At 40.8% G+C, this 24,843-nt stretch carries 22 protein-coding genes; 18 read left to right on the top strand and 4 right to left on the bottom strand.

The window, feature by feature from the left end:
- The first annotated feature begins 4 nt into the window (after positions 1-4).
- The 8 genes from pfkB to CDZ94_RS10430 all read left to right on the top strand — a co-directional run bounded on the left by pfkB (position 5) and on the right by CDZ94_RS10430 (position 10,723).
- Positions 5-943: a 1-phosphofructokinase gene (pfkB, locus tag CDZ94_RS10465; protein WP_096436800.1), complete on the top strand. Its 939-nt coding sequence runs from the start codon at positions 5-7 to the stop codon at positions 941-943.
- Between the two features lie 22 nt (positions 944-965).
- The gene (locus tag CDZ94_RS10460; protein ID WP_232735699.1) at positions 966-1,988 is read left to right on the top strand and encodes an SIS domain-containing protein; all 1,023 of its coding nucleotides are present in this window, start codon (positions 966-968) and stop codon (positions 1,986-1,988) included.
- A gap of 12 nt (positions 1,989-2,000) precedes the next feature.
- On the top strand, positions 2,001-2,891 hold the full coding sequence (locus CDZ94_RS10455) for an ROK family protein (RefSeq protein ID WP_157812115.1): 891 nt from the start codon (positions 2,001-2,003) through the stop codon (positions 2,889-2,891).
- Positions 2,892-3,053: 162 nt separating this feature from the next.
- Positions 3,054-3,632, top strand: coding sequence for a DUF421 domain-containing protein (locus tag CDZ94_RS10450; protein ID WP_232735700.1), 579 nt, complete (start codon positions 3,054-3,056; stop codon positions 3,630-3,632).
- 399 nt (positions 3,633-4,031) lie between these two features.
- Entirely contained in the window at positions 4,032-4,814 is a 783-nt protein-coding gene (locus tag CDZ94_RS10445; RefSeq protein ID WP_096436796.1) for a class I SAM-dependent methyltransferase, read from the top strand.
- A gap of 299 nt (positions 4,815-5,113) precedes the next feature.
- On the top strand, positions 5,114-6,415 hold the full coding sequence (gene secY, locus CDZ94_RS10440) for a preprotein translocase subunit SecY (protein WP_096436794.1): 1,302 nt from the start codon (positions 5,114-5,116) through the stop codon (positions 6,413-6,415).
- Between the two features lie 347 nt (positions 6,416-6,762).
- The gene (locus CDZ94_RS10435; RefSeq protein ID WP_096436793.1) at positions 6,763-9,957 is read left to right on the top strand and encodes a 5'-nucleotidase C-terminal domain-containing protein; all 3,195 of its coding nucleotides are present in this window, start codon (positions 6,763-6,765) and stop codon (positions 9,955-9,957) included.
- Between the two features lie 160 nt (positions 9,958-10,117).
- Complete coding sequence (locus CDZ94_RS10430; RefSeq protein WP_096436791.1) at positions 10,118-10,723, top strand: PH domain-containing protein; 606 nt, start codon at positions 10,118-10,120, stop codon at positions 10,721-10,723.
- A gap of 480 nt (positions 10,724-11,203) precedes the next feature.
- Here the strand turns inward: CDZ94_RS10430 and CDZ94_RS10425 are convergent, their stop codons facing one another.
- Complete coding sequence (locus tag CDZ94_RS10425; RefSeq protein WP_157812116.1) at positions 11,204-11,662, bottom strand: methyltransferase family protein; 459 nt, start codon at positions 11,660-11,662, stop codon at positions 11,204-11,206.
- A 375-nt stretch (positions 11,663-12,037) separates the two neighbouring features.
- Here CDZ94_RS10425 and CDZ94_RS10420 point away from each other — a divergent pair, with 375 nt between their 5' ends.
- From CDZ94_RS10420 to CDZ94_RS10410, 3 genes are all read left to right on the top strand, one after another.
- Positions 12,038-12,220: a hypothetical protein gene (locus tag CDZ94_RS10420; RefSeq protein ID WP_096436787.1), complete on the top strand. Its 183-nt coding sequence runs from the start codon at positions 12,038-12,040 to the stop codon at positions 12,218-12,220.
- Positions 12,221-12,382: 162 nt separating this feature from the next.
- Positions 12,383-12,688, top strand: a complete 306-nt coding sequence (locus tag CDZ94_RS10415) for a DUF4212 domain-containing protein (protein WP_096436785.1) — start codon at positions 12,383-12,385, stop codon at positions 12,686-12,688.
- A 175-nt stretch (positions 12,689-12,863) separates the two neighbouring features.
- Positions 12,864-14,522 carry a sodium:solute symporter family protein gene (locus tag CDZ94_RS10410; RefSeq protein ID WP_096436783.1) on the top strand — a complete coding sequence of 553 codons (1,659 nt, stop codon included), beginning with the start codon at positions 12,864-12,866 and terminating at the stop codon, positions 14,520-14,522.
- A gap of 257 nt (positions 14,523-14,779) precedes the next feature.
- Here CDZ94_RS10410 and CDZ94_RS10405 read toward each other — a convergent pair whose 3' ends face one another.
- Together CDZ94_RS10405 and CDZ94_RS10400 are read right to left on the bottom strand one after the other, a co-directional pair.
- The gene (locus CDZ94_RS10405) at positions 14,780-15,124 is read right to left on the bottom strand and encodes a spore coat protein (protein ID WP_096440737.1); all 345 of its coding nucleotides are present in this window, start codon (positions 15,122-15,124) and stop codon (positions 14,780-14,782) included.
- Positions 15,125-15,174: 50 nt separating this feature from the next.
- Positions 15,175-15,438 carry a hypothetical protein gene (locus CDZ94_RS10400; protein WP_096436781.1) on the bottom strand — a complete coding sequence of 88 codons (264 nt, stop codon included), beginning with the start codon at positions 15,436-15,438 and terminating at the stop codon, positions 15,175-15,177.
- A 627-nt stretch (positions 15,439-16,065) separates the two neighbouring features.
- On the opposite strand from CDZ94_RS10400, the gene CDZ94_RS10395 reads away from it, so the two are divergent.
- The 7 genes from CDZ94_RS10395 (at position 16,066) to CDZ94_RS10370 (ending at position 23,703) form a co-directional block, all read left to right on the top strand.
- Positions 16,066-18,456, top strand: coding sequence for a 3-hydroxyacyl-CoA dehydrogenase/enoyl-CoA hydratase family protein (locus CDZ94_RS10395; RefSeq protein WP_096436779.1), 2,391 nt, complete (start codon positions 16,066-16,068; stop codon positions 18,454-18,456).
- A 27-nt stretch (positions 18,457-18,483) separates the two neighbouring features.
- Positions 18,484-19,662, top strand: coding sequence for an acetyl-CoA C-acetyltransferase (locus CDZ94_RS10390; protein WP_096436777.1), 1,179 nt, complete (start codon positions 18,484-18,486; stop codon positions 19,660-19,662).
- A 158-nt stretch (positions 19,663-19,820) separates the two neighbouring features.
- Complete coding sequence (locus CDZ94_RS10385; RefSeq protein WP_096436775.1) at positions 19,821-21,602, top strand: acyl-CoA dehydrogenase family protein; 1,782 nt, start codon at positions 19,821-19,823, stop codon at positions 21,600-21,602.
- Positions 21,603-21,838: 236 nt separating this feature from the next.
- Positions 21,839-22,006 carry a hypothetical protein gene (locus CDZ94_RS21355; protein WP_157812117.1) on the top strand — a complete coding sequence of 56 codons (168 nt, stop codon included), beginning with the start codon at positions 21,839-21,841 and terminating at the stop codon, positions 22,004-22,006.
- Between the two features lie 232 nt (positions 22,007-22,238).
- On the top strand, positions 22,239-22,595 hold the full coding sequence (locus tag CDZ94_RS10380; protein WP_096436773.1) for an arsenate reductase family protein: 357 nt from the start codon (positions 22,239-22,241) through the stop codon (positions 22,593-22,595).
- A gap of 130 nt (positions 22,596-22,725) precedes the next feature.
- Entirely contained in the window at positions 22,726-23,109 is a 384-nt protein-coding gene (gene gcvH / locus CDZ94_RS10375) for a glycine cleavage system protein GcvH (RefSeq protein WP_096436771.1), read from the top strand.
- Between the two features lie 258 nt (positions 23,110-23,367).
- Positions 23,368-23,703 carry a DUF2553 family protein gene (locus tag CDZ94_RS10370; RefSeq protein WP_096436769.1) on the top strand — a complete coding sequence of 112 codons (336 nt, stop codon included), beginning with the start codon at positions 23,368-23,370 and terminating at the stop codon, positions 23,701-23,703.
- Positions 23,704-23,812: 109 nt separating this feature from the next.
- On the opposite strand, the gene CDZ94_RS10365 is transcribed toward CDZ94_RS10370, so the two are convergent.
- Positions 23,813-24,139 carry a hypothetical protein gene (locus tag CDZ94_RS10365; RefSeq protein ID WP_096436767.1) on the bottom strand — a complete coding sequence of 109 codons (327 nt, stop codon included), beginning with the start codon at positions 24,137-24,139 and terminating at the stop codon, positions 23,813-23,815.
- Between the last annotated feature and the right edge of the window lie 704 nt (positions 24,140-24,843).

Below are 24,843 nucleotides of genomic sequence, written 5' to 3'. Positions count from 1 at the left end.
CACAATGATCACAACGATTACGTTAAATGCAGCATTAGATAAAACCTATTACTTACCTTCTTTTTCAACGGGGAAAACAAATAGGTCGAGAGCGATGCATAGTGAACCGGGAGGCAAAGGGAACAATGTCGCAAAGGTTCTTCATAGATTAGATGTTTTGGTCAAAGCTGGTGGATTTGTTGGCGGGAATAATGGACAGAAAATTAAAGAGCTCTTGACAGAAAGAGGAATAGCTCATGATTTTATCCCTGTCCAGGGTGAATCACGTGTCTGCATGTCGATTATTGATGAAGGTAAAAAAGAGGAAACGGAACTGTTAGAAGCTGGACCATACATTACTGAAGAAGAATGGGTACACCTTTGTCGTTGGGTCAAAAGAGTGGCTGAAAGTAGTAAGATCGTCACGTTGTCAGGAAGTCTTCCAAAAGGTGTTCCAGAAGATGGCTATGCTAAGCTTATTCAAATGATTCAAGAAAGGGGATCAAAAGCAATTTTAGATTCCAGTGGAATTTCACTTGTGAAAGGAATTGAAAAAGCCCCATATGCTGTAAAGCCTAATGAGTATGAGATTAAGCAATATGTCGGTAAATCAACGCTTTCACTTTCAGAATTTATTGATATAGGAAAGGATCTGATTAATAAGGGGATTCAATACGTCTGTATTTCCTTAGGAGGAGAAGGGGCACTTTTTATAACAAGCCAAAAGGTGTATCGAGCTAGAGTCCCGGAACTAAACGTTCTCAATAGCGTTGGAAGTGGAGATTCAATGTTAGCTGGGTTGGCTGCAGGCTTTTATAAACATCTTTCTGATGAGGAGGTTATTACTTTTGCTTCGGCTTGTGGAGCAGCAAATACATTGAAATCTTTTGCCGGAGAAATAGAGGTTTCTGATTTTACACGGTTGAAATCACAAATAAAAGTGGAGGAAGTCACCACTTTTTAATTAAGAAGGAGGTCATTTATTTATGTACACATATGAAGAAATCATAAACCAAGCGAATCAATTAGAGAGGACTTATGAGGTAGTAAACAACCAGGTATTTAGTGAAAATGATGCGGATGTGCACCTCTTTATCGGTTGTGGCACTTCATTTTACCTTGCCCTGTCTGCTGCACGCTATTTTCAGGAGGTGACAGGGAAAATAGGAACAGCCCTTCCTGCTTCAGAGGTTTTCATGCATCCTGATAACAGCCTTCTTAAAGGTAAGAGCTACAATGTAGTTGCTATTTCGCGCTCTGGAACGACTTCCGAGGTGGTAGCAGCACTGGAAATGTTACAAAAGCGTTCAAATGTGAAGACTCTTTCTGTTACTTGTCATGGAGATAGTCCAATGGCAAAGCTATCTGATCAAGTTATTTCACTTGAACACATTAAAGAGAAAAGTGTTGTCATGACACAATCTTTTTCTAATATGTTGTTTGCATTGCAAATTTTTGGAGCGAAAACAGCTTCTTCAGGGGTCGACTTGTCTGAGTTAAAGCAAGTACCTTCGTTAACAAGTAAGCTATTAGAAAAATGGGAGGTAACCAAACCTATTGCTGATAATCTTTCGAATAAGCGTTTTATTTTCCTAGGTACTGGGTTGAATAATGGTATAGCGAAGGAAGCGACATTAAAGCTGAAAGAAATGACCCAAACAGAGTGTGAGAGCTACTCTACGCTTGAGCTTCGACATGGACCGATCTCGATTGTCGATGAATCAACCGTCGTCGTCATGACTTCACAATCTAGTACGGAAACTCTTGATCAAGAGCTCGTTCGTGACATTCAGAAATTCAAAGGTTCAGTGCTGGTATTAGGCCAGTTCACGACTGACTTTTCTGCAGATTATGTTATCAATCATGGAGGAACGCTATCTGATCGTAATAATCTCGTTCTTAATGTTCCGCATCTTCAGCTTCTAGCTTTTCACCGGGCGATTAAATTAGGGTACAACCCTGATGAGCCTCGCAACTTAACACAAGTGGTCAAGTTGAAGCTTTCTTAAGGGGGCATTTATGTGAAGAAGATATTAATCGCAGACATTGGAGGGACGAAAATTTCTGCAGCATTAGCTGACGAAAATGGGGAAATGACACATCGGGTTAAAGTAAAGAACGATGTACAAAGTTCTGAGTCTGCTTTCCACTCTTTATGTTTCGCTTTTGATAGAGTGCTAGAATTAGCGAGAGTAAAGAGAGACGATATCAAATTAATTGGACTAGGGGTGCCAGGACAAGTTGATTCAAATAATGGCATAGCAGTCTACCAAAATAATCTACCGTGGCGAGATTTCCCTTTGGCCAAGCAGCTTAAGGAAAGGTTTTGTCATGCTGAAATTGTGATGGATAATGATGTAGCTATGGCTGCATATGGTGAATGGAAGACGTTTGATTTAAAGAAAGAGACCTTTGTCTATGTAACCGTTAGTACCGGAATTTCTGCTTATATTATAAGCGAAGGTCGTTTTATCCGAGGTTCAGGGATGGCTGGAGAGATAGGCTTTTCTACTTATAGGGAAAGTGAGAATGTTAAAACCTTAGAAGAGCTCGCTTCAGGACCTGCAATAGAAGCTGCCGGAAAAACATTGTACAACAACTCTGGAATGACTACAGAGCAAGTGTTTAATAAATATTATGAAGGTGACCCAACTGCAGCTGTTGTTATGCGTAAAACAGCACAATATCTTGCTTTTAGTTTGCAGCATTTATTTTCAATCCTAGATCCTCATGTTGTAGTAATAGGCGGAGGAGTTATGAACAATCATCCGGAGTTTCTAACCTTGATTAAGGAAAAGTTGAAGCCTCTCCTTCATAATCCGGTTCAAAGTGAAGTTAGTGAACGGCTTTACACCAGTCAAATTAAGGGAGAATCGGGGTTATATGGAGCGCTTTATCGTGTATTATGCTAGCAAAATTTAATGTGATCCAGAGAGCTTCCTAGGTTTCTCACATTGTATTCGAACACTGCCCTTTTCCTCACAATAAAGCGAATTTAAATAAAAAGTAAGACATAACTTTACAAAAACCGGTAAAGCTATAATCTATACTCTTTTTATACATAGGTGATAGCTGTGGATTTTAGTTTTATATGGGAATCGTTAATATTAGTGCCAGCGGGTTTACTTCTCTTAAGGCTTTCTGGAAGAAAATCAATTAGCCAAATGACAGTAGCTCAAACTGTTGTCATGATCTCCATTGGTGCGATTATCATTCAACCTATTATTGAAGATAGTATATGGAGAACAGTTGGGGCAGCTATGATTTTTATTTTGATACTAATTTTGTTCGAATGGATTCAGGTGAAAAGTAATACATTAGAGAAGCTTATTACAGGAAAATCACAAGTTGTTATCTTAAATGGCCAGATTCAATATGATAAGTTGAAAAAATTAAGATTTACTGTTGATCAACTGGAATTAAGGCTTAGACAAAATGGCATTTCAAGTTTTGCCGATGTCAAAATTGGTACATTGGAAGCCAATGGACAGCTGGGCTATGAATTTATGCCTAAAGCAAAACCGGTAACTGTTGGTGATCTTGAAAATATTCTTGGTAAGGCACTCATCACCCATGAAGAGAAACCACCTTCTGTTTTTGAAGAGGTGTTAAAAGAAAAACATGAGAATCCGAATCCAGATGATGTGAAATAGGAAAACACCGTTAAATGACGGTGTTTTTTTGAAGAGTTAAGAAAGCATAAAAATCTCGTTTAAGTGTCTAGCTCCAGGCGCCATCGACTCCTGTCAAATAACCTGCCGAATTAAAAGTAAAGAGCACTTTTTATCGAACAGAACATTTGCATGTAACCGATTAGCGGGCTCCTTACACTTTTCTTGAGAGATGAGAAAGTATAGAGCGGACAGCTACCTTCAGGCCGTGCGTCTCAAGGGAAAAGCATCCTTGAGACTTAAAAACATGCGAGCTGACGCTGTTATTAATAGAAGACCGCTGTGCGGTTTTACGGAATTTTTCTTAGTACTTTCGTTTCGTGTCTGCGGAAGGTTCTTGCTATATAATGGTAGTTAGATCAATTGGAAGGTGGTTTTCCAGTGTCTATTAATTTTTTTGATCGGAAAAATGAACAAGTGTATGCGAATCGGAAAGTTGACGATGCTTGGATGGCGCTCATTGGCAAGGAAGTTCAGGTCAAGGATAAAGTAGGTGTAGATATTGGCTGTGGTGGCGGAATTTATACGGAAAAGCTGCTTCAATTAGGTGCAAGAAGAATAACGGCATTTGACCAATCCCCAGTGATGCTTGATGCAGCAAAAGACTCTTTAGGTAGCAATGAAAAGGTTAATTTCAAGCTAGGAAAAGCAGATCAGACAGGGTTTCCGAATCAATCCTTTGATTTTTTATTAACCCGGGCAGTCATCCACCATATTTCGCAATTGAATCCCCTTTTTAAAGAGATGAAAAGAATCGTTCGCGGTGGAGGTTCGGTGATCATTCAAGACCGGACGGAAGAAGATTGTTTTTTACCAGGTAGTGCTACTCATCTGAGAGGATACTTTTTTTCTTTGTTTCCAAGGTTAAAAGAAATAGAAAAGAAACGGCGTCATTCTTCTTACGATGTGAGGGAGGCATTAACGGAAGCGGGGTTTAAGACGGTTCGAGAGCAACAAATATGGGAAGCGAGAGAGGTTTATGAAAGCTTTGGTGAACTTGCTCATTCGCTTCGAACTCGTCAAGGGCGTTCGATTTTATTTGAACTTACAGATGAAGAAATTGAACAGCTCATTTCCAAACTTAAAGCTGAATGGGATAAAAATATCGATGTTAAGTCTATTGTAGATCGAGATCGATGGACGATTTGGTTTGCTGAATGCTGAAAAACGTCGGCGCTTACACGCGCGGTAATTCTCTTTTTTTGTCTTGCAAAAAACGCGCAAAATAACACCTGTTTTGTCGAATATAGAAAATTCTCAAAACTTTTGGAGGATTTTGTGCTAAACTAGTAGAACATTACGTTTATCCTCTTAATTATTTTGGAGAAGTTCAGTTCATTTGAAATGATATGGGGATTGTGGGAGACGCGAGGGGGCGTAGTCCAAAGTGATGGACAGGCTTCATTACTTAAGAATTTCACTTCTTTATGGGAGAGGACATCAGAAGGGGTTGAGGTGCAAGTATGTTTCATTCATTTCGTAATATTTTTCGAGTAGGGGATCTACGAAACAAAATTATTTTTACTTTATTAATGCTTATTGTTTTTCGCATCGGTGCTCATATTCCAGCACCTGGGGTAAATGCAAGTGTCATTGACTTTGAAGGAATGGCAGCATTCGGATTTTTAAACACATTTGGTGGCGGTGCACTGGAGAACTTTTCGATTTTTGCAACCGGAATTATGCCTTATATTACTGCATCTATTATCGTACAATTACTTCGTATGGACGTTGTTCCAAAATTCGCTGAATGGGCAAAGGAAGGCGAATCTGGACGTAAAAAGCTTGCACAATTTACGCGTTACGGCACCGTGGGAATTGCTTTCGTTCAAGCATTAGGAATGTCCATCGGATTTAATAATTTAATGCCAGGTCTCGTACCTAATCCGTCATTTGTAACGTATTTGTTGATTGCAATCGTGCTAACTGCAGGAACAGCTTTCCTCATGTGGCTAGGTGAGCAAATTACTGCAAATGGTGTTGGGAACGGGATTTCATTATTAATTTTTGCCGGTATTGCAGCAGCAATTCCAGGTGGTGTAAACCAGCTTTATGCTACATATATTCAAGGGGCGGGCGAACAGATTTTCATGAACGTTGTCATTATTCTTCTTTTAGCATTAGCGGTATTAGCAATTGTCGTCGGGGTTATTTACGTTCAGCAGGCGCTGCGTAAAATCCCAGTACAATATGCAAAGAAAATGGCAGCGGGCGGGCGTCCTACTGGCGGACAATCCACACATTTACCGCTTAAAGTAAATGGAGCAGGGGTTATCCCGGTTATCTTTGCGATGTCTCTGTTCATTTTCCCACCGACAATCGCAAACTTCTTTGATCAATCAAATCCGGTTGCTAATTGGGTTGTACAAAACTTTGATCAGACGCAACCCATCGGAATGGTTGTATTTGTCGCATTAATCATTGGGTTTACGTACTTTTATACATTCGTACAAGTGAACCCAGAGCAAATGGCGGATAATCTGCGAAAGCAAAGCGGATACGTACCAGGTATTCGTCCAGGCAAAACGACGGAGGTTTACATTACTCGCGTATTATACCGTCTTACGTTTGTGGGAGCCCTGTTCTTAGCAACTGTATCGATCATACCTGTCTTCTTTACGGTCGCCATGGGTCTTCCGGCATCGATTCAAATTGGCGGAACCGGCTTACTCATCGTTGTGGGTGTTGCACTTGATACGATGAAACGAATTGAGAGCCAACTAATCGACCGCAAATACACAGGATTCTTAAAGAAAACCTCATAAAAGTAAATAGAAAAAGCACTGGCTGCGGCCAGTGTTTTTTTGATGGCGGTGTAAAAATTGTGCGGGGACTGTCCCCGCACAAAAAGTTCGGGGGACAGACCCCGTACAATTTATGACTTTTTACATTGTTTTATAAATTAGGGCATAAAGTTTTATAAACAAATTGACCTATTTGTTTATGAAAATGTAACTATTTTCTTAGAAGCTAGTAAAACTGTGTAAATATGTGTCTTATAATAGAGGGTGTTCAAAAAATTCAGGGAATATAGCTGTCGAAGCTTTTTTTATCCTTCTTTTTGAACACGCAATAATATGAAATTGTAGGACAATTTTTAAGGAGGGAAACAATGAAGAAACAACGAGGTTACAAGCAAGTATTTACCTTCATTATGGCGTTTTTTCTTATTTTTCAAACGGCTGTAGGAGCACTGGGGTTAACACCAACAGCTAAAGCCGCGGATAGTGACGAGATTGAGTTGAAGATTTTACATACAAATGATATTCATTCAGGGATTGATCCGCTTGGTAAAGCGGCAGCTTATATTGAATCTGAGCGTGAATCAGTAGATCACAGTCTATTTTTAGACGCCGGGGATATTTTCAGTGGTAACCCGGTAGTAGACTTAGAGTTTGGCAAACCGATTATTGAAGTTTTGAATGAAATGCAGCTCGATGCTCTGACGATTGGAAATCACGAATTTGACTATGGTCAAGAAGAGTTCCAAAACCGGGTAGCAGAGTCTGATTTTCCATGGATCAGTGCAAACACCGAAGTAGTAGATGAGTCAATTAAAATCCAACAGCCTGAGCCATATGTAGAGTTTGACTTGGAAGGGCTTTCAGTAGGGGTTCTCGGTTTAACTGAAACGCCTCCTTCTACGGCTCCAGCAGGAATTGTAGGATTAGAGTTTCATGATCCAATTGAAACGGCACTAGAATATGCAGATAAGGCGGACGAAGTCGACGTTTTTATAGCCTTAACTCACCACGGCTATACAGAGGATCGCAAACTTGCGGAAAATGTTGACTTTTTTGACGTGATTATAGGAGGACATTCTCACACAATTTTAAATTCTCCTCAAGTTGTCAATGGTACTCCGATTACGCAAGCTGGAGCAAACGGCAGCCATGTAGGGAACTTATCGATTACAGTTAACGAAGGATCTCGAGATGTGACAAATGTGGAAGGTTTTTTACAGCCTACCAGTGATTTGACAGAGGTTCATCAGCCAACTCAGGATATTATTGATTATTGGAACGACAAAATGGATGAAGTTCTGGATGAAGTGATCGGGTATTCCAACACGGGGTTGAGTCGTGATGGTCGTACAGTTCGCGATGCGCCACTCGGAAACTTTTGGACAGATGCGATGAGAGATGCAGGGGATGCAGATATTGCCCTTACAAACAATGGGGGAATCCGTGACAGTATTGCGCCCGGAGAATTAACGAAGCGCGATATTTTTACAGTTGAACCATTCGCTAACGAAATTATGTTAATTGAAATGACGGGGGAAGCAGTTCAAGATGTAATTGAATTTTCTTTTAGCCGTCGAAATTCAGTAGACTTGCAAACTTCTGGTCTGCATTACGAGATTTTAACCTATGATTCGGGAAACTATTACGAGGCAAATTTAACGGTTAATGGTGAAACATTAGATCCTGAAGCTACCTATACCGTTGCTGTTGCTGATTATATCGGTACTGGCGGTGGCGGTTACGACTTTGTTGGAGAAATAGTTGATGAGGTTGGCTTAATGACGGAGGCTATGATTAGTTATTCCGAAAAACTGACTGAGGATGGTCAAGACATTGATTATTCTACTGATGAGGGGCGTATTAGCGTCTCTGTAGCAGACGATGCGCCAATTGAAGGTGAAGTCATCGGTGAGACTGAGAATGGATTAAGCTCTGAAAATAATGCTAAAGGGGACAGCGGTTTAGGAAATCTTTACACTGATTCCGTTCGTTCGAAAACAGAAGCGGATGTAGCTGTGTTAAACGCTTCCTCGATTTCAGGGAATATTGCACCAGGTGTGATCACAGATAAAATGATCGAAGGCTTAGATGCTTTCGGAAATGAGATTGTTGTCGTAGAAACAAATGGTGAACGCTTGAAAGAAGTGCTTCTTGAACAAGCAAACTATCATAGTGGTGTTGATGTTCAAATTTCTGGATTGACTTATGAATTAGTGGAAGGAGACGAGACATCAAATCGTTTTGATGAGATTACCGTGTTCTACACTGACGGTACAAAAGTAGAAGATGCAGATACATTTACAGTCGGTTATAACGACTTCATGCACGGGCAAGGATTCTACAACTTAGGTGATAATGTTGTAGACGAAGAGTTCGGAAAAGTGTGGGAGTCAACCGTTGAGTATGTTACGAATCACGACGGACCGATTGACTATGTTGAAGGGGAGCGCATTTCCATCGAGTACGGGGAAGGCGGCGAAGAACCAGGACCAGCACCCGGAGACGCCTTAACTGTAGCTGAAGCGATTGAAAACCAAGGTGAAGATGCGAAAGTAGCAGGTTACATTGTAGGTCATGTTGTTTCAGGAACAAGTGTTAATTTTGAAGCACCATTCTCAAATGATTTTAACTACGCATTGGCAGATAGCCCAGATGAAACGAACTTAGATAAAATGCTATTTGTTCAAATTACTACAGATTACCGAAGTGAGTTCGGATTAGAGTCGAATCCACAAAACGTAGGAGAGCGCGTTTTAGTAGAGGGGAGCCTCGAAGCGTACCACACAAAACCGGGACTTAGAAACCCAGTAGATATGCAGTTTATTGAGGAAGAGGTGGAAGAACCAACTCCTCAAGAAGTCTCCATTTCCGAAGCTCGCGGATTAGATGAAGGAGAGCTCGTGACTGTGATCGGGGTATCCACAACAGACGCAGGTGCTTGGGGACAAAAAGGGTTTTACGTACAAGATGATGAAGCAGGAATCTATGTCTTCCAGAGCGATGAGGATATAGAAAAAGGTCATGAAATTAAAGTTACAGGTCTTGTAGGCAGTTTTGGTGGAGAACGCCAAATTACAGACGTGCAAGCTGTGGAAGTTTTAGGAGAGGCTGAGGTTCCAACACCTATTACTCTTATGCCAGGTGAAGTTGGGGAAGGAAATGAAGCTAAGCTTGTAAACGTCGAGTACGTAAAAGTGGCGAATCTCGAGTCGGTTAACGATTTTGGTACTTTTGAATTCGATGCGGTTTCTTTACGTGACGAGTCCTCTGTACGAGTACGTGTGGATAACCGGACAGGTTTAGAGTATGATGACATCGTATTTACTGAAGGAGACGTGCTTTCAGTTACAGGTGTGTCCAGTGAATTTGATGGTACTATTCAACTGAAGCCACGTGGAGAAATCGACTTTGTAGACGGATTTAATGATAAGCAAAAGCATTTCTATAATGTGAAAAGCAAGCAAATCGAGAACTTTGAAAACATCCGTAACGAAGAAGTACGCGAGCGCCAAATCCAAAATGCGAAAGATCGCTTTTGGAAAAAGATCGAAGACGCAGCTTAGCATAAAAGCCGCAGCCAATCAATGGCTGCGGCTTTTATTACACAATTGTTCAGGGGTCAGGCACCGAGTGGGCAACAACAGCACTGAGTGAAGGGATTGAATAATTTGGAAAAAGTGGTAGGGTAAAGTGTGAGAGTTTTTGTGGGGGAGTGGTTATTATATGGCAGGCGTTGGTCATAAACATAGTGATTCTGTATTTGTGGCAGCTAAAACAAAAAAACTGACCGGAAAGTACCGGAAAGCGGATCTTTTTACGGTATGGATAGAGAGAATCATGATACCGGGTTTAGCTGGAGGTTTTCTTTTTCTATTGTTTCACCCCGGATTCTCTTTACTTGATTATCCGATGGTTGTACTATGGTTACCTTTGTTTATAGCGTTATCAGCCTCGACGAACTGGAGTATGCATTTAGGCTGGAATCAGAGGCTCGACGGTAGGATGAAGTATGGATTCGAAGAAAAAGAGCTTATCATTTATTTTAATAAAAATATCTTGCAGAGAATTCCTTACGAGGAAATCAGGTGGGTAGAAAATCTCGATCAACCGCTTACTAAACTCGGAGGGGTTCAATTGTATGGCCGTAAATACTGGTATTCTTTTATGTCAGGGACGAGTAACGAATACCCAATGCTCATGGTGTTTGGTACAGCTTTAGATGAAGGGCTTATTATCAAAAGGCCATTTGATTGGATTCTTATCACACCAGAAGATGTAGAGACATTCACTAAAAAACTTCAAGACAAAAAAGCCGAACATACTGCATAAGTTCAGAGATTCATTTTGAAAAGTGCTATAAATATAACTGCAATGGCTCCATATGGTGCCCGCAACTATGAAAACATCGCTCATTGCTTCAAGAAAACCCCAAGAGGTCGAAAACCGACCTTTTGAGGTTCCTTTTTTAAAAGGCCGCTATGCAGTTTGTCTTAAAAAGTCAAGAAAGTATAAAAATCTACGTTTCGATGTCTAGCGCAAGCGACTAGCATTACATCGTGAATAAGCTGAGGATTGTCTCGTGAGGATACACATCGGAGCTTGACTAACAGAGAAAGAGAAAGCTACGAGGTCACTTTAGCCTGTCAGAAGAAGCCAAAAAGCGGCTTCAATCTGCCAGTCGAAAGTGCTTGCACTTTCTGTATAAGTCCATTTTTTGATGAAAGTACAAGATCAACTAAGACTTTCGCCTTTTTTGGCGATAAGTCAAGTTTCCTATGTCGCACGACTCCAAGGCGCTTGCGCTTTTCTTTAATATAAAAATGGGAATATTCGGAATCTGTGGCGACACCAGTATTCATAAATTTCGCCATATCGGTTCTGAAGTATACGTTCTTCGAGGCTCATTCGGTAATGAAGAGCGCTTCCAAGTAAGGTGAAAGTAACGATAAGAACTAGCCAGTGTCCACTCATAAAGAGAGTTACCCCTAAAACGATAAAGAAAAAGCCTGTTTGATAAGGGTGGCGGTGCAACCGGAAAGGCCCGTGACTGTATAAGGGCCGCTCTTCGTCGTGATGGATGCCCCGTGTAAAATATGTTTTTGTGACCACGTAAGTCCAATAGCGTAGAATTAGGCCTAGTAGCATAAAGAACAGTCCGCTCGTTTTTGCCATCTGCATAGATTCGTTAATCGACTTCCCAAGCAGATATGCTGAACCAAGTGAGAGGATAACAGTAAAAAGGATCATCCCTTTTACTAGAAATCTCACACGAAGAACCTCCTTTCGTAACCGGGGACTTTCTTTAAAAATAAACCACTCAGCTATCCAAAGGGTTAGTAATGTAATAAAAATGATCGATGGTGTTGTCATAATTATACTATTTGCCAAAGACACTTAAATTACTCATATTGAAACGTTGTTATCTAGCTAAAATTAAATAAGGAAGGCACTACTGTTTTAAACTGTTATATAGTAGGTAAAATGTCTCAATAAAAAATAGTAAAGAAATACATGTTGACGTATAAAACTCGATACCTCATACTTTTATATACAGAATTATCTAAAAATTCTGTATTATAACAAAGTGAGTCTAACGGAGAAAAAGCATAAAATTTTTACATAAAGGAGAGGTGGTTCGCTTTAGTGATTACGATATTAATTTTCTTATTTATTATTGTTGCGAGTGTAATTTTAACGATAAAAAAACAACGCCCTATTTTTTTGTCGCTGCCAGTATTCGCGATCATTGGCTATGTAACTTTAGAAATCGCTCTCGTACCCGCGCCATTTTTTGAAACCGTAAGATTCATTTTCAGTCTGCAATAGAAATACGCTTATAGCTGTTTGTTTTTTTTTGAGCGTTATGAAAGCGGATGCTTACCCTGTCACGCATAGCGTGCCAGAATAAATGCTCAAAAAGTAACAAGCTTTACGAAAGCAGCTAAAATTAAATTTCATATAACTGTTCAAGAGAGAGGGAGGTAGTTAATGAAGAAAATTGATAAGGCCATGGCAGATGCATATTCCCGAGAGAAGAATAAGTATATTGTTATTTTTCTCAGCATATGGTTGGTTGTCTCGTTTGGCGTTGTGTTGTTTGCAGAGTCACTTCAATTCCAAGTGCCAGTGCTTGGTTTCCCGTTCCACTATTTTATGGGGGCACAAGGCTCCATCCTAACCTTTATTATCCTTTTATTTATTAATGCAAAAGTAAGCGATCGCATTGACCAGAAGTATGGCATTGACGAAGAGGCGAACGAGCAGTTGAGTTATGGAAAGACGGCAGACCATTAAAGCTTTACTCATCTAACTCCACCATGAAGAGCAAAGAAACCATTGCTCCTACCCACCCGAATTACCTTCACTACAAAAATACAACTACAGTACAGCGACGGTCGAACCTAAAACGTACTTCAAAAATATGATTAGACGAATGGTATTGTTATTTTCTTAAGAGGGGGATGGACGGTTGGAAAATGTACAGTTTCTCGTTTCACTAGGGTTAATACTACTTACATTTGCTATTTATATTGGAATTGCCATTTACAATAAGGCGCGTCAGACTTCTGACTTTTATGTAGCTGGTCGCGGTATCCCGCCGGCATTTAATGGAATGGCGATTGGGGCCGACTGGATGAGTGCAGCATCGTTCATTGGTATGGCTGGAACAGTGATGCTGCTCGGTTACGATGGACTGGCCTATATTATGGGGTGGACAGGAGGTTACTTACTCTTAACTTTCCTACTAGCACCACAACTTAGAAAGTATGGAAGGTATACTGTTCCTGAGTTTATCGGTGACCGTTATCGTAGCCACACTGCCAGAGTGATAGCAGCTGTTTGTACGATTATTATTAGTTTTACATATTCCATAGGACAACTGTCTGGCTCTGGAGTCGTTATTGGACGTTTACTAGAAGTCGATGCTAAGGTAGGAACCCTTATTGGTGTTGTTTTAATTGCTTTTTATGCAGCATTCGGTGGGATGAAAGGAATCACTTGGACACAGGTAGCACAATACATCATTTTAATCATCGCCTATTTAATTCCGGTTATTTTTATGTCACTTCAAATCACCAATAATCCATTACCCTGGGTTTCGTACGGACAGGTTGTCTCCGAGTTAGGGGAAATCGACCGACAATTAGGGTTGTCTGAATACTTTGCTCCTTTTGAAAACGGATCGAAGTGGCAATTTATGGCACTTATGTTTACTTTAATGGCTGGTACAGCAGGTTTACCGCATGTTATTGTACGTTTTTACACAGTGTCCACGATGAAAGCTGCTCGGTGGTCAGGAGCATGGGCCTTATTATTTATTGGGCTACTCTATCTATCAGCTCCAGCCTACGCAGCATTTTCTCGTTTTATACTAATGAGAAATGTAGTAGGTCAGCCAATAGACGAATTACCGGCTTGGACTGAGACGTGGATTAATACAAACTTATTGCAGATTGCTGATCATAACGGTGATGGCATTTTGCAGTGGGATGAACTGATGATTTCCAATGACATTGTCGTGATGGCTACACCTGAGATAGCTAACCTTGGTATTTTTGTTATTGGATTGATGGCAGCAGGGGCTATGGCAGCAGCTTTATCTACAGCTGGTGGACTGATGATCTCGATTTCGTCCTCTTTTGCACATGATATTTACTACCGTGTGCTTCGTCCAAATGCGTCTGACAAAAACCGGTTAGCTGTAGGTCGGATTACCATTGTAGCGGCTACTGTTTTAGCTGGACTCATTGCATTGAATCCACCTGGAGTTATTACGCAGATTGTTGCTTGGGCATTCGCACTTGCCTCTGGTACATTCTTCCCAGCTTTATTACTGGGAGTTTGGTGGAAGCGAGCTAACGGGCCTGGAGTAATTTCGGGTATGTTGGTAGGGTTATTCGTCACTCTTTCCTATATTTTTGCTGCACAATCCGGGAGTTTTATGATTGCAGGGATTCAAGATACAGGTGCGGGTGTGTTTGGAGCAGCTGCAGCCATCATTACTATTGTAGTTGTCTCATTGCGAACAAAAGCACCGACACAAAAAGTACAAGAGGAAGTTGTGGACCTACGTTATCCGGAGCAAATGACGTACAAAGATGGTGATGTGTGGATGAATAATAAGTAATACAATTTACTTCAATTGGTGGAGGGGCGAACAGTTCGTTCCTCCTTCAATCTAAAATGAAAACGCGCCTGAATAATTAAATATCCAAACGCGTTTTGAGTTAAGAAACATAAAATCTACGTTTTAAATATCTAGGTCTAGCGACAAACGTTACACCGTGAATAAGCTACGAGATCACTTTGGTCTGTCAGAAGAAGCCAAAAAGTTCTTCAATCTCCCAGGAAATAGAGCTTGTTGAACGATGCTGAGGTTTATACTTATGAAACAGGATTATTTTGATTGTACGGAAACTGTGTACTGTACCCTGAGAATTGCTGATGCGATTGATCCAATGTTTGTTGGGTAGCGGCATCAAAACTATACCAGCCTTTTTCAAACATAAGGTTAAATAAGTCGCGCTGGCAATTTTGAGTCTCATTAAAGATGCTTTGTACATCCTTGTATAACCCTTCGTGACTGGCTTCGTTTAAAGCAGTACTATACGCAGTTGTCATATACTTTTCCGTTGATAACATATCATTAATGTAATCACGGTCATTCATTTGCGGGGATTCAGGTGTTTGTGTTTTCGGGTTTTCAATTTTAGCCTGCTGCTGATTCATACCACCTTGACCGCCGCCTGGTTGATTTTGATTCATTTTTTTCACTCTCCTTACTGCATTTGATTGGGCTGGGTGTTATTTTGTAAATGCGTCAATAACGTTTGGTAATGCATATAATGCATACGACCGGCTTGATCTAACGCATCTTTAATTTGCTGGTCTTGACATTGCTGTGAAAATTGGTGAGCTTTTTTCATACAAAGTAAGTTCCAGGAAAGCATGTCGGTAATATACAGGTGGTCTTTACTCGTAACAACGTTCGGTGGTTGAGGCATCACCTGTTGACCTTGTTGAGTTTGATATTGCTGTTGCATGTTCAATCCTCCTTCGCGGTTGTTAGAAACGGTTCAAAATCATCGTCAGTAGTTTTTGCTGAAACAGGAGAAGTATGCGGAACTTTTAGCGAGAAGCAACTCTTCATTTCAAATGGATGATGTGTATAAAAAAGAAAAATGATTATCCCCTTTGCTCAGAATTATGAAGGCATCAGCCAAGTTTAATATTTCACTTTTAATTATGGTTCTTTTCGTATGTATTGTTGCTTTTAATCTTCGCAGCTGAAATAAACTGCGACATCACCTACCGCTTCGGAAATACACTACGCTTTCCGCGGAAAGCGACTGTCCGGAGCGGAAATCAATCTACTTCTATGTCGCAGTTTATATATTTTGTGTCAAGAACAACAATCTTTTAGAAAACAGCCTTAGTTATAAAGGCCCGAAGACACTACATATGCTTCTCATATGAATGATTTCTGAGCTAATGACATACTCATAAATAGAAATAAAGAAAATTTTCTGTCAATATGGTTGCGTAATAGACGAAATTTTTATATAGTTAAAGTGTAAACAAAATGAAAGAAGTAGCGTGTATCGAAAACGCATATTTTTTTGAAGAAAAAATGAATGAGTATTCATTCAAAGGAAAGAAGGAGGTCCTTCATGGTTGGGAGAATCGGAAAGGTAGCGGTGTTAGGCTCTGGAGTGATGGGGTCTGGAATAGCAGCACACTTAGCTAACATCGGGATTCCATCACTTCTTTTGGACATTGTCCCGAAGGAATTGACGGAAGCAGAAAAGAAAAAAGGGCTGACATTAGAAAATAAGACAGTTCGTAACCGTTTAGCAGCGGAAGCGATTGGCAAGTTAAAGAAGCAAAAACCAGCGCCTCTCGCAAAAAAGGCAAATGCAGAACTTATTACACCTGGGAATATCGATGATGACATGGAGAAGCTTGGTGAAGTTGACTGGATCATCGAAGTTGTTGTTGAAAACTTAGATATCAAGCGAAAGGTGTTTGAAAAAGTAGAAGCGTATCGTAAACCCGGAAGTATTGTTAGTTCAAATACGTCAGGGATATCCATTGAAGCGATGTCAGAAGGTCGTTCGGAAGATTTCCGTGCACACTTCTTAGGCACTCACTTTTTTAATCCGCCTCGTTACTTAAAACTATTAGAAGTCATTCCAACAAAGGCTACGAAACCAGAAGTCTTTGAATATGTGAAAACATTTGGAGAAAATGTACTAGGAAAAGGTGTTGTCGAAGCAAAAGATACACCCAACTTTATTGCAAACCGTATCGGAACGTACGGACTACTTGTGACGGTTCGAGAAATGACGAAACGCGGCTTTTCAGTAGGAGAAGTGGATTCAGTGACAGGACCGGCAATTGGTCGCCCAAAGAGTGCCACTTTCCGCACGCTTGACGTCGTCGGTCTCGATACGTTCCTGCATGTAGCGAAAAACGTCTACGATCAAGTTGAGGGTGAGGAGAAGGATGTTTTTGATCCTCCTGCTTTTATGAAAGAAATGGCCAAAAAAGGCTGGATCGGAAGTAAATCCGGTCAAGGATTCTATTTGAAACAAAAAGGCGAAAACGGGAGTGAAATCCTCGAGCTTGATTATGAAACGATGGAGTATGGACCACGCAAGAAATTAAAAGCTCCTTCTGTACAACAAAGTAAACAGGCGAAGTCAAAGGCCGATAAATTGAAAGCGCTTGTATACGCGGATGATCGTGCCGGTGAGCTCGTATGGAACATTTTAAAGCCTGTTTTACTATACTCCGGCGAAAAACTTCACGAAATTGCAGACAACGTAAAAGCGGTTGACGAAGCGATGAAATGGGGCTTCGGTTGGGAACTTGGCCCATTTGAAACGTGGGATGCGATCGGCATTGAAAAATCAGTGAAACGGATGGAAGAGGAAGGCGAAACAATTCCTGAGTCAGTTAAAAAGATGCTCGAATCTGGCGTAACCTCCTTCTATGGTGAAAATAATGAATACTTCGAAAACGGAGTCTATGTTAAAGCCGAATTTAACCCGAAAATAATCAATCTAAAAACGCTTAAAAAAGAAGAAATCAAGGTCATTATGAAGAATGCTGGTGCTTCTCTTATCGATATTGGAGATGGTGTCGCAAATCTTGAGTTCACTTCTCCAAACAACTCCATCGGTCTGGATGTCATGCAGATGATCTCAAAATCTATCGATGAAGTAGAAAAAAACTATAAAGGTCTCGTTATTAACAACCAAGGGAAAAACTTCTGCGTCGGTGCCAATTTAATGATGATTTTGATGGAAGCTCAAGACATGAACTATCCAGAACTCGATCTTGTTGTCCGTCAATTCCAGAAAACGATGGCAAAGATTCGTTATTCAGGAAAGCCAGTAGTAGCCGGTACGTTTGGCATGACACTAGGTGGCGGTTCGGAAGTGTCAATGCCTGCTGCTAGTATTCAAGCGTCACTTGAAACCTACATGGGACTCGTCGAAGTAGGAGTAGGACTTATCCCAGGCGGCGGTGGAAACAAGGAGCTTTACTTACGCCAGTTAGAACGCTTGCCGAAAGGTGCAAATATTGATCTCCAAAGTGTCGCGAATCAAGTGTTTGAAACGATTGCGATGGCAAAAGTCGGAACGAGTGCCCAGGAAGCTGCTGAATTAGGCTATATCCGTCCACAAGACGGTATAAGTGTAAACGGTGATCATTTGCTGTACGATGCGAAGCAAAAAGCACTTCACCTTGCAGACTCAGGCTATCAACCACCTCAACGTAAAAAGATTCCGGTTGTAGGTGAAACCGGGTACGCGACGATGCTCCTTGGCGCGAAAACAATGCATTTTGGTAGTCACATTAGTGATCACGACTTGAAAATTGCTGAAAAGCTCGCATTTGTTTTAGCTGGTGGACGTGTGCCAAAAGGAACAGAAGTAGATGAGCAATATCTATTAGATTTAGAACGTGAAGCTTTCTTAAGTCTCGTAGCTGAACCGAAAACTCAACAGCGTATGCAACATATGCTCACAAAAGGAAAGCCGTTACGTAACTAAATGAACGTTAAAAGGAGGGGAAATTTTGTGAGAGAAGCCGTCATAGTAGCAGGTGCTCGTACACCTGTTGGAAAAGCGAAAAAGGGGACACTAGCCCACGTTAGACCTGATGATTTAGGTGCTTTAACAGTAAAAGAAACGTTAAAGCGCGCGGGGGGTTTGGATCCTTCACGAATTGATGATGTCATTATTGGCTGTGCGATGCCAGAGGCGGAACAAGGCATGAACATGGCGAGAAATATCTCAGCTTTAGCTGGATTACCCGACACAGTTCCGTCGATTACGATAAACCGTTATTGCTCATCCGGTCTGCAAAGTATTGCCTACGGGGCGGAGCGGATTATGCTTGGGCATTCTGAGTCAGTACTCGCAGGCGGTGCAGAGTCAATGAGTTTAATTCCGATGGGCGGACACGTCATCGCCCTTAATCCGACGCTTGTAGAAAATGCACCTGAATACTACATGGGTATGGGTCATACTGCTGAAGAAGTAGCACGCCGCTTTGAAGTAAGCCGAGAAGACCAGGATTCGTTCGCGGTTGAAAGTCATAAACGAGCAGCACAAGCGTTAGAAAAAGGTCATTTTGAAGACGAAATCGTACCCGTACCGGTTACCTTCCGTTCCATAGATGAAAATCATAAACTTGTTGAAAAAGAGCTGTTATTCAAGCAAGACGAAGGAGTTCGCGCAGGATCAAGCGTTCAATCTTTGGCAAAACTCCGTCCGGCATTTAGTACAACCGGAACGGTAACGGCAGGAAACGCGTCACAAATGAGTGACGGTGCAGCCTCTGTTCTTGTGATGGATCGTGAAGCTGCTGAGGCTGATGGACTGACACCACTCGTGAAGTTCCGTTCGTTTGCGGTAGCGGGAGTTGCTCCTGAAATTATGGGTATTGGTCCTGTCGAAGCGATTCCAAAAGCGATTAAGCTAGCAGGGTTAGAGCAGTCTGATATTGGTCTGTTTGAACTCAATGAAGCATTTGCATCACAAGCACTACAAGTTATTCGACACCTAAACTTAGATCATGATCGTGTGAACGTAAATGGTGGAGCTATTGCACTGGGTCATCCACTCGGCTGTTCAGGTACGAAACTGACGCTAAGTCTTATTCACGAAATGAAACGACGTGGCGAGCAATTTGGCGTCGTCACGATGTGTATCGGTGGCGGAATGGGTGCTGCTGGAGTATTTGAACTCGTTTAATGTTAGGTCACTATTAGTGCGTGTTCAAAAGGAGCATAAAAAAAGAGCCGAGTAGGTCGAGGCTGTATTTAGCAGGAGCTCTTATTCTCGATCAATCAGCTAGTTTAGCGAACTTTTTGAACATCTTCTAGTACAAAAAAAATTAGGAGGTACAGCGAATGGCAACAGCTGATAAAACGTTAAAAGGCGGCGGTTTTCTACTTGAAAGCATTGATGCTGACCGTGTGTTTACACCAGAAGACTTTACCGAAGAGCACACAATGATCGCAAAAACAACGGAAGACTACATTGTAAATAAGGTCGTTCCTGAAGTCGATAAAATTGAAGAGCATCAGTTTGAGATTAGCGTAAAATTATTAAAAGAAGCTGGAGAGCTTGGACTTCTAGGAGCAGACGTACCTGAAGAGTACGGTGGAATTGGCTTAGATAAAATCAGTTCTTCCTTAATTACAGAGAAGTTTGCATTAGCTGGTTCTTTTTCTTTATCCCATGGTGCTCACGTTGGAATTGGGTCGTTACCAATCGTTTTCTTCGGAACAGATGAGCAAAAGAAACAGTATTTACCGGGACTTGCAACTGGTGAACAAATTGCTGCTTATGCTTTAACAGAGCCAAGTTCAGGTTCAGATGCATTAGGAGCAAAAACAACAGCCAAACTAAACGATGCTGGCACTCACTATGTATTAAACGGTGAAAAGCAGTGGATCACCAACGCTGGCTTTGCAGACGTATTTGTCGTTTACGCTAAAATTGATGGCGATAAATTTACTGCCTTTATCGTAGAGCGTGATTATGAAGGGGTTTCTGTTGGGCCGGAAGAAAAGAAAATGGGAATCAAAGGCTCATCTACTCGTACATTAATCTTGGAGGACACGCTAGTTCCAAAAGAAAATGTTTTAGGTGAAATAGGTAAAGGTCACGTTATCGCGTTTAATATTTTAAACGTTGGACGCTATAAGCTTGGTGTGGGATGTGTAGGTGGTGCAAAACGTGCAATTGAAGTTTCTGCAAAATATGCAAATGAGCGAAAGCAATTTAAGATTCCAATTTCCAAGTTCACGCTTATTCAAAAGAAACTTGCTGAAATGGCAGCCAAAACCTACGCCGCTGAAAGTTCAATCTACCGTACTGGCGGACTGATTGATGATGGGTTTAATGCGTTAACGGATGATGAGCAAAAAGATGGGAAAGCTGTGGGGAAAGCAATTGCGGAATACGCAATTGAATGTTCTTTGAATAAAATATTCGGATCAGAAGTTTTAGACTTTGTCGTTGACGAGGCAGTTCAAATTCATGGCGGATATGGATTTATGTCAGAATACGAAGTTGAAACAATGTACCGTAATTCGCGAATTAACCGTATTTTTGAAGGGACGAACGAAATCAATCGAATGCTCGTGCCAGCTACGATTATGCGAAAAGCGATGAAAGGTGAGTTGCCACTTCTTGAGCAAGCAGGTGACCTGCAAGAAGAATTAATGATGATGATGCCACAAGAAGTAGGGGATGAACCACTTGAGCAAGAAAAGTACCTGCTTGAAAATACGAAGAAAATTTTCATGATGGTAGCAGGAACTGCCGCTCAGAAATACGGTGAAAACCTGGAAAAAGAGCAAGAACTTTTAGCCAATGTAGCTGATATCGTTTCCGATATTTTCTCCATCGAGTCTTGTGTACTGCGTACAGAAAAAGCAATTAATAAAGCCGGAGCGGATAAAGCAAAACAAAAGCTGCTCTTAACAGAAGTGTTTACACAAGAAGCAGTTAATCGTATCGAAGCTGTTGCCAAAGAGTCTCTCGTTGCACTTGAAGAAGGTGACAGTCTCCGTACAATGCTTGCAATATTGAAGAAGTTAACGCGTCATACGCCAGTAAATGTTGTGGCTAAAAAACGTGAGATTGCAGCAGAGATTATTGAAGCAGAAAAGTATGTAATTTAAAGGCATTCGCCTATTCTAAATCTATTAGTTAAATTTGTTATCAACTTTGGGGCATTTCCCCATGCCCCAATATAATAATAATCCTCCTATCTAAAGGAAGGGCATTCTCCTCTCTTAAGTGCAAAAAGTCCCATTTAAGGGGCTTTTTGCACTTTTTAAAGGTTTCTTCATTGTTTTTCTCTATATATAAAGGGGATACTAACTTCTTGAATACCGATGATGAGGAGGAGATATTAATGAGAAAACCAAAAAATGAATTTATTTTTGACCGTGAGCTTCAGGGTGTTGAAGAGTTTTCAACCGAACTAATTCCATCTGAACAAGACGCTTCTAGTTTAATTCAAGAAGTGTGGGAACAAGGTGCGGAAAAAAGTCAGCATCCGTCGAAAAAAAAGAAAAAATAAGCAGGAATCAAGAAAGGCAAAAGCGAAAGTAATCTTTGAACAGCTTTTGCCTTTTTATAAATTTATAAGCAGACGTTACCTTCGCGCCGCTCGTCTCAAGGGGGAAAGACCACTGAGACTTAAAAACATGCGGCCGAGCTACCGCTGTTTTTAATAAAAGTGGCGCATTAATTTTAATTAATTAAATATAAAAGTTATAATGAACTGACAACATGAGAAGGAGGGAGAAACGTTGAGTGTAACATTGTATCACTATCCGAAATGCGGAACGTGCAGGAAAGCAAAGACATGGCTGGAGAATCATAACGTAGACTTTGAAGCCGTCCATCTCGTAGAAAACCCACCTTCAAAAGAGCAATTAAAGGACCTCCATGCTAATAGCGGATTAGCGCTTCGTAAATTTTTTAACACGAGTGGGAAAAAATATCGTGAACTTGGGCTGAAAGATAAAGTAAAAACAGCTTCCGAGGATGAACTGTTTGATATTCTAGCCTCAGATGGCATGTTAATAAAACGTCCGATTGTTACTGATGGCCAGCAAGTTACAGTAGGATTTAACGAAGATACATTTGAATACAATTGGGGCTAGGATTTATCTTGCTCATGGCATAAAGAATGTACTATAGTGATAGTGGATGGTTTTACAATTGGCACATACGTACATAATGATTGCTGTGCCGTAAAATTAGCAGCCAATTTAAACTTGGAGGGAAGCACACATGAGTTTACCAAAGGAATTTAAGTATTCAGAAGAGCACGAATGGGTTAAAACCGAAGGAGAGAAAGTGCGCATTGGCATTACTGATTTTGCGCAATCTGAGCTTGGCGACATCGTATTTGTTGAGCTACCGGAAGTAGGCGATGATGTAGAAGCAGACGAGCCTTTCGGAAGTGTAGAATCTGTAAAAACGGTTTCTGAACTTTACGCGCCTTTAAGCGGAAAGGTCGTTGAAGTAAACGAGGAACTGGAAGACTCTCCAGAATTCGTTAACGAATCTCCATACGAAAAAGCGTGGATGATCGTTGTGGAACCATCTGATGCTTCAGAGCAAGAAAAATTAATGACAGCAGAGCAATACGAAGAAATGATCAGCGAAGAATAGAAAAGATCAAAACCATTTCCCATATATGGGAAATGGTTTTTTAGATTGATTTAGTTGTTGTTATTGAGCGTTACGCAAGTCAGGCAAAGGATGAAAGTAACTCAAAAAGAAACAAACATTCCGAGAATCGCCTTGAATAAACATCGTTCATTTTATAATCGCGAATTCACAATGAAGGTCTGGAAAGTCTCCCCCTTATATATTTCATTAAATAAGCCATACTAAAAAGAAAGGATGCATGAAAGGGGTGGAACTTAGTTGGATAACAATAAACCATTTAACAACCCACAACCAGAACATCAACGAGTGAATAACTTTAATGGGCGTACAGGTTCAGATGCTTCCACATTTAGAGAAGAAACCTCACGTATAGACGTGACTGATCGAATCAATGCAAAACTAGACGCAGAAGGATTTATCACGCTTTACCTTGATAATAAAAAAGTCGGCAGGCTTCGATTGGACCAACAGGATACTCTTTACGAAATAGGTGAAGAATTTGAGTTTGACCATAATAAAGTGTTCAAAAAAAACACGCCTCAGGTAAATCAGCCAAAGTCATATGTGGAAGGCTGTGACATGGGCTGGTGTTAATCTAAGAAACGGGTCAGGATCTTAGTGAATGTTCAAGGGTCTGACCCTTCTTTGGGTTTACTTCAGGTGAACCGTTAATACTTTTGTGGGAGGCTTTAGATCCCTCAATTTAAACGTTACTTAAATACCATAGTGACTCAAGAGTCAGCAAATCATTTAGGCATCCTTCCACTCCAATTTGACCGCGTTTTTTCATGGACAACAAAAAGTCATCTCCGTATAAGAACTGCTTCAACTCCTCTAGCCTTCCTTCAATGACGACGTCACTTTTTTCACCGGTGAATGGTCTGACATCATTTCTTTGTCCTTTGATCGAAAAATACCACTTGTTCTCATCACAAATAACACAAACTTCTAAATTTGTTCGGTTTAATAAGCTTTGCAGTTGTTCAATCCTTTGCATGCGTTGTAGAGATGAAAAAAGAATCGATTCCATAGCTGCACCGCCTTTTTTTAGAGAGTTAAGAAATTAGAAGAAATCTACGTATTGATGTCTAGCTTCATGCGTTTTGCACTTTGTTTTGAATTAAGCTGCTAAGGTTAGTATAGAAAGATTCGCTTGGCCGCTGCATTTTTCCTTTATCTTCAGAACGTTTTGTTGTTTTTTTCGGAGTTTCTTTTATAAAAAGTGTTGCTATCTGTTTTGAGCATTAAGAAACTCAAAAGTAATGCCTTTCTATTTTCTTAAACTTCTTTGTCATTTGGTTGCTTTATTAATCGAATGAATTTCATAAAATGATTATCCCCTTTGCTCAGATTATGTAGGCATCAGCCATGTTTACTATTTCACTTTTAATTATGGCTCTTTTCGTATGTATTGTTGCTTTTAATCTTCGCAGCTGAAATAAACTGCGACATCACCTACCGCTTCGGAAATACACTACGCTTTCCGCGGGCTCGCGCTGAGCCTCCTCGTTCGCAAAGTGCGCTCACTGTGGGGTCTCAACGTCTTCACTTTCCCGCTGGAGTCTACGTGTATTTCCTTCGCTGGTATAGTGCTTTGTAAATTCATCACATTGATGAAGTCAAACAATGGCTATTCATTTTTATAATGGATGATTGGAGCGAAGGGCAGTCGACTCCTGCGGGAAAAGCAACAACTGAAGATCCCGCCGGAAGCGGGGTTTGCTTCCGAGGAAG

The sequence above is a fragment of the Alteribacter populi genome, from assembly GCF_002352765.1.
Taxonomy (GTDB): domain Bacteria; phylum Bacillota; class Bacilli; order Bacillales; family Salisediminibacteriaceae; genus Alteribacter; species Alteribacter populi.
This window is presented reverse-complemented; position numbering and strand designations above follow the sequence as displayed.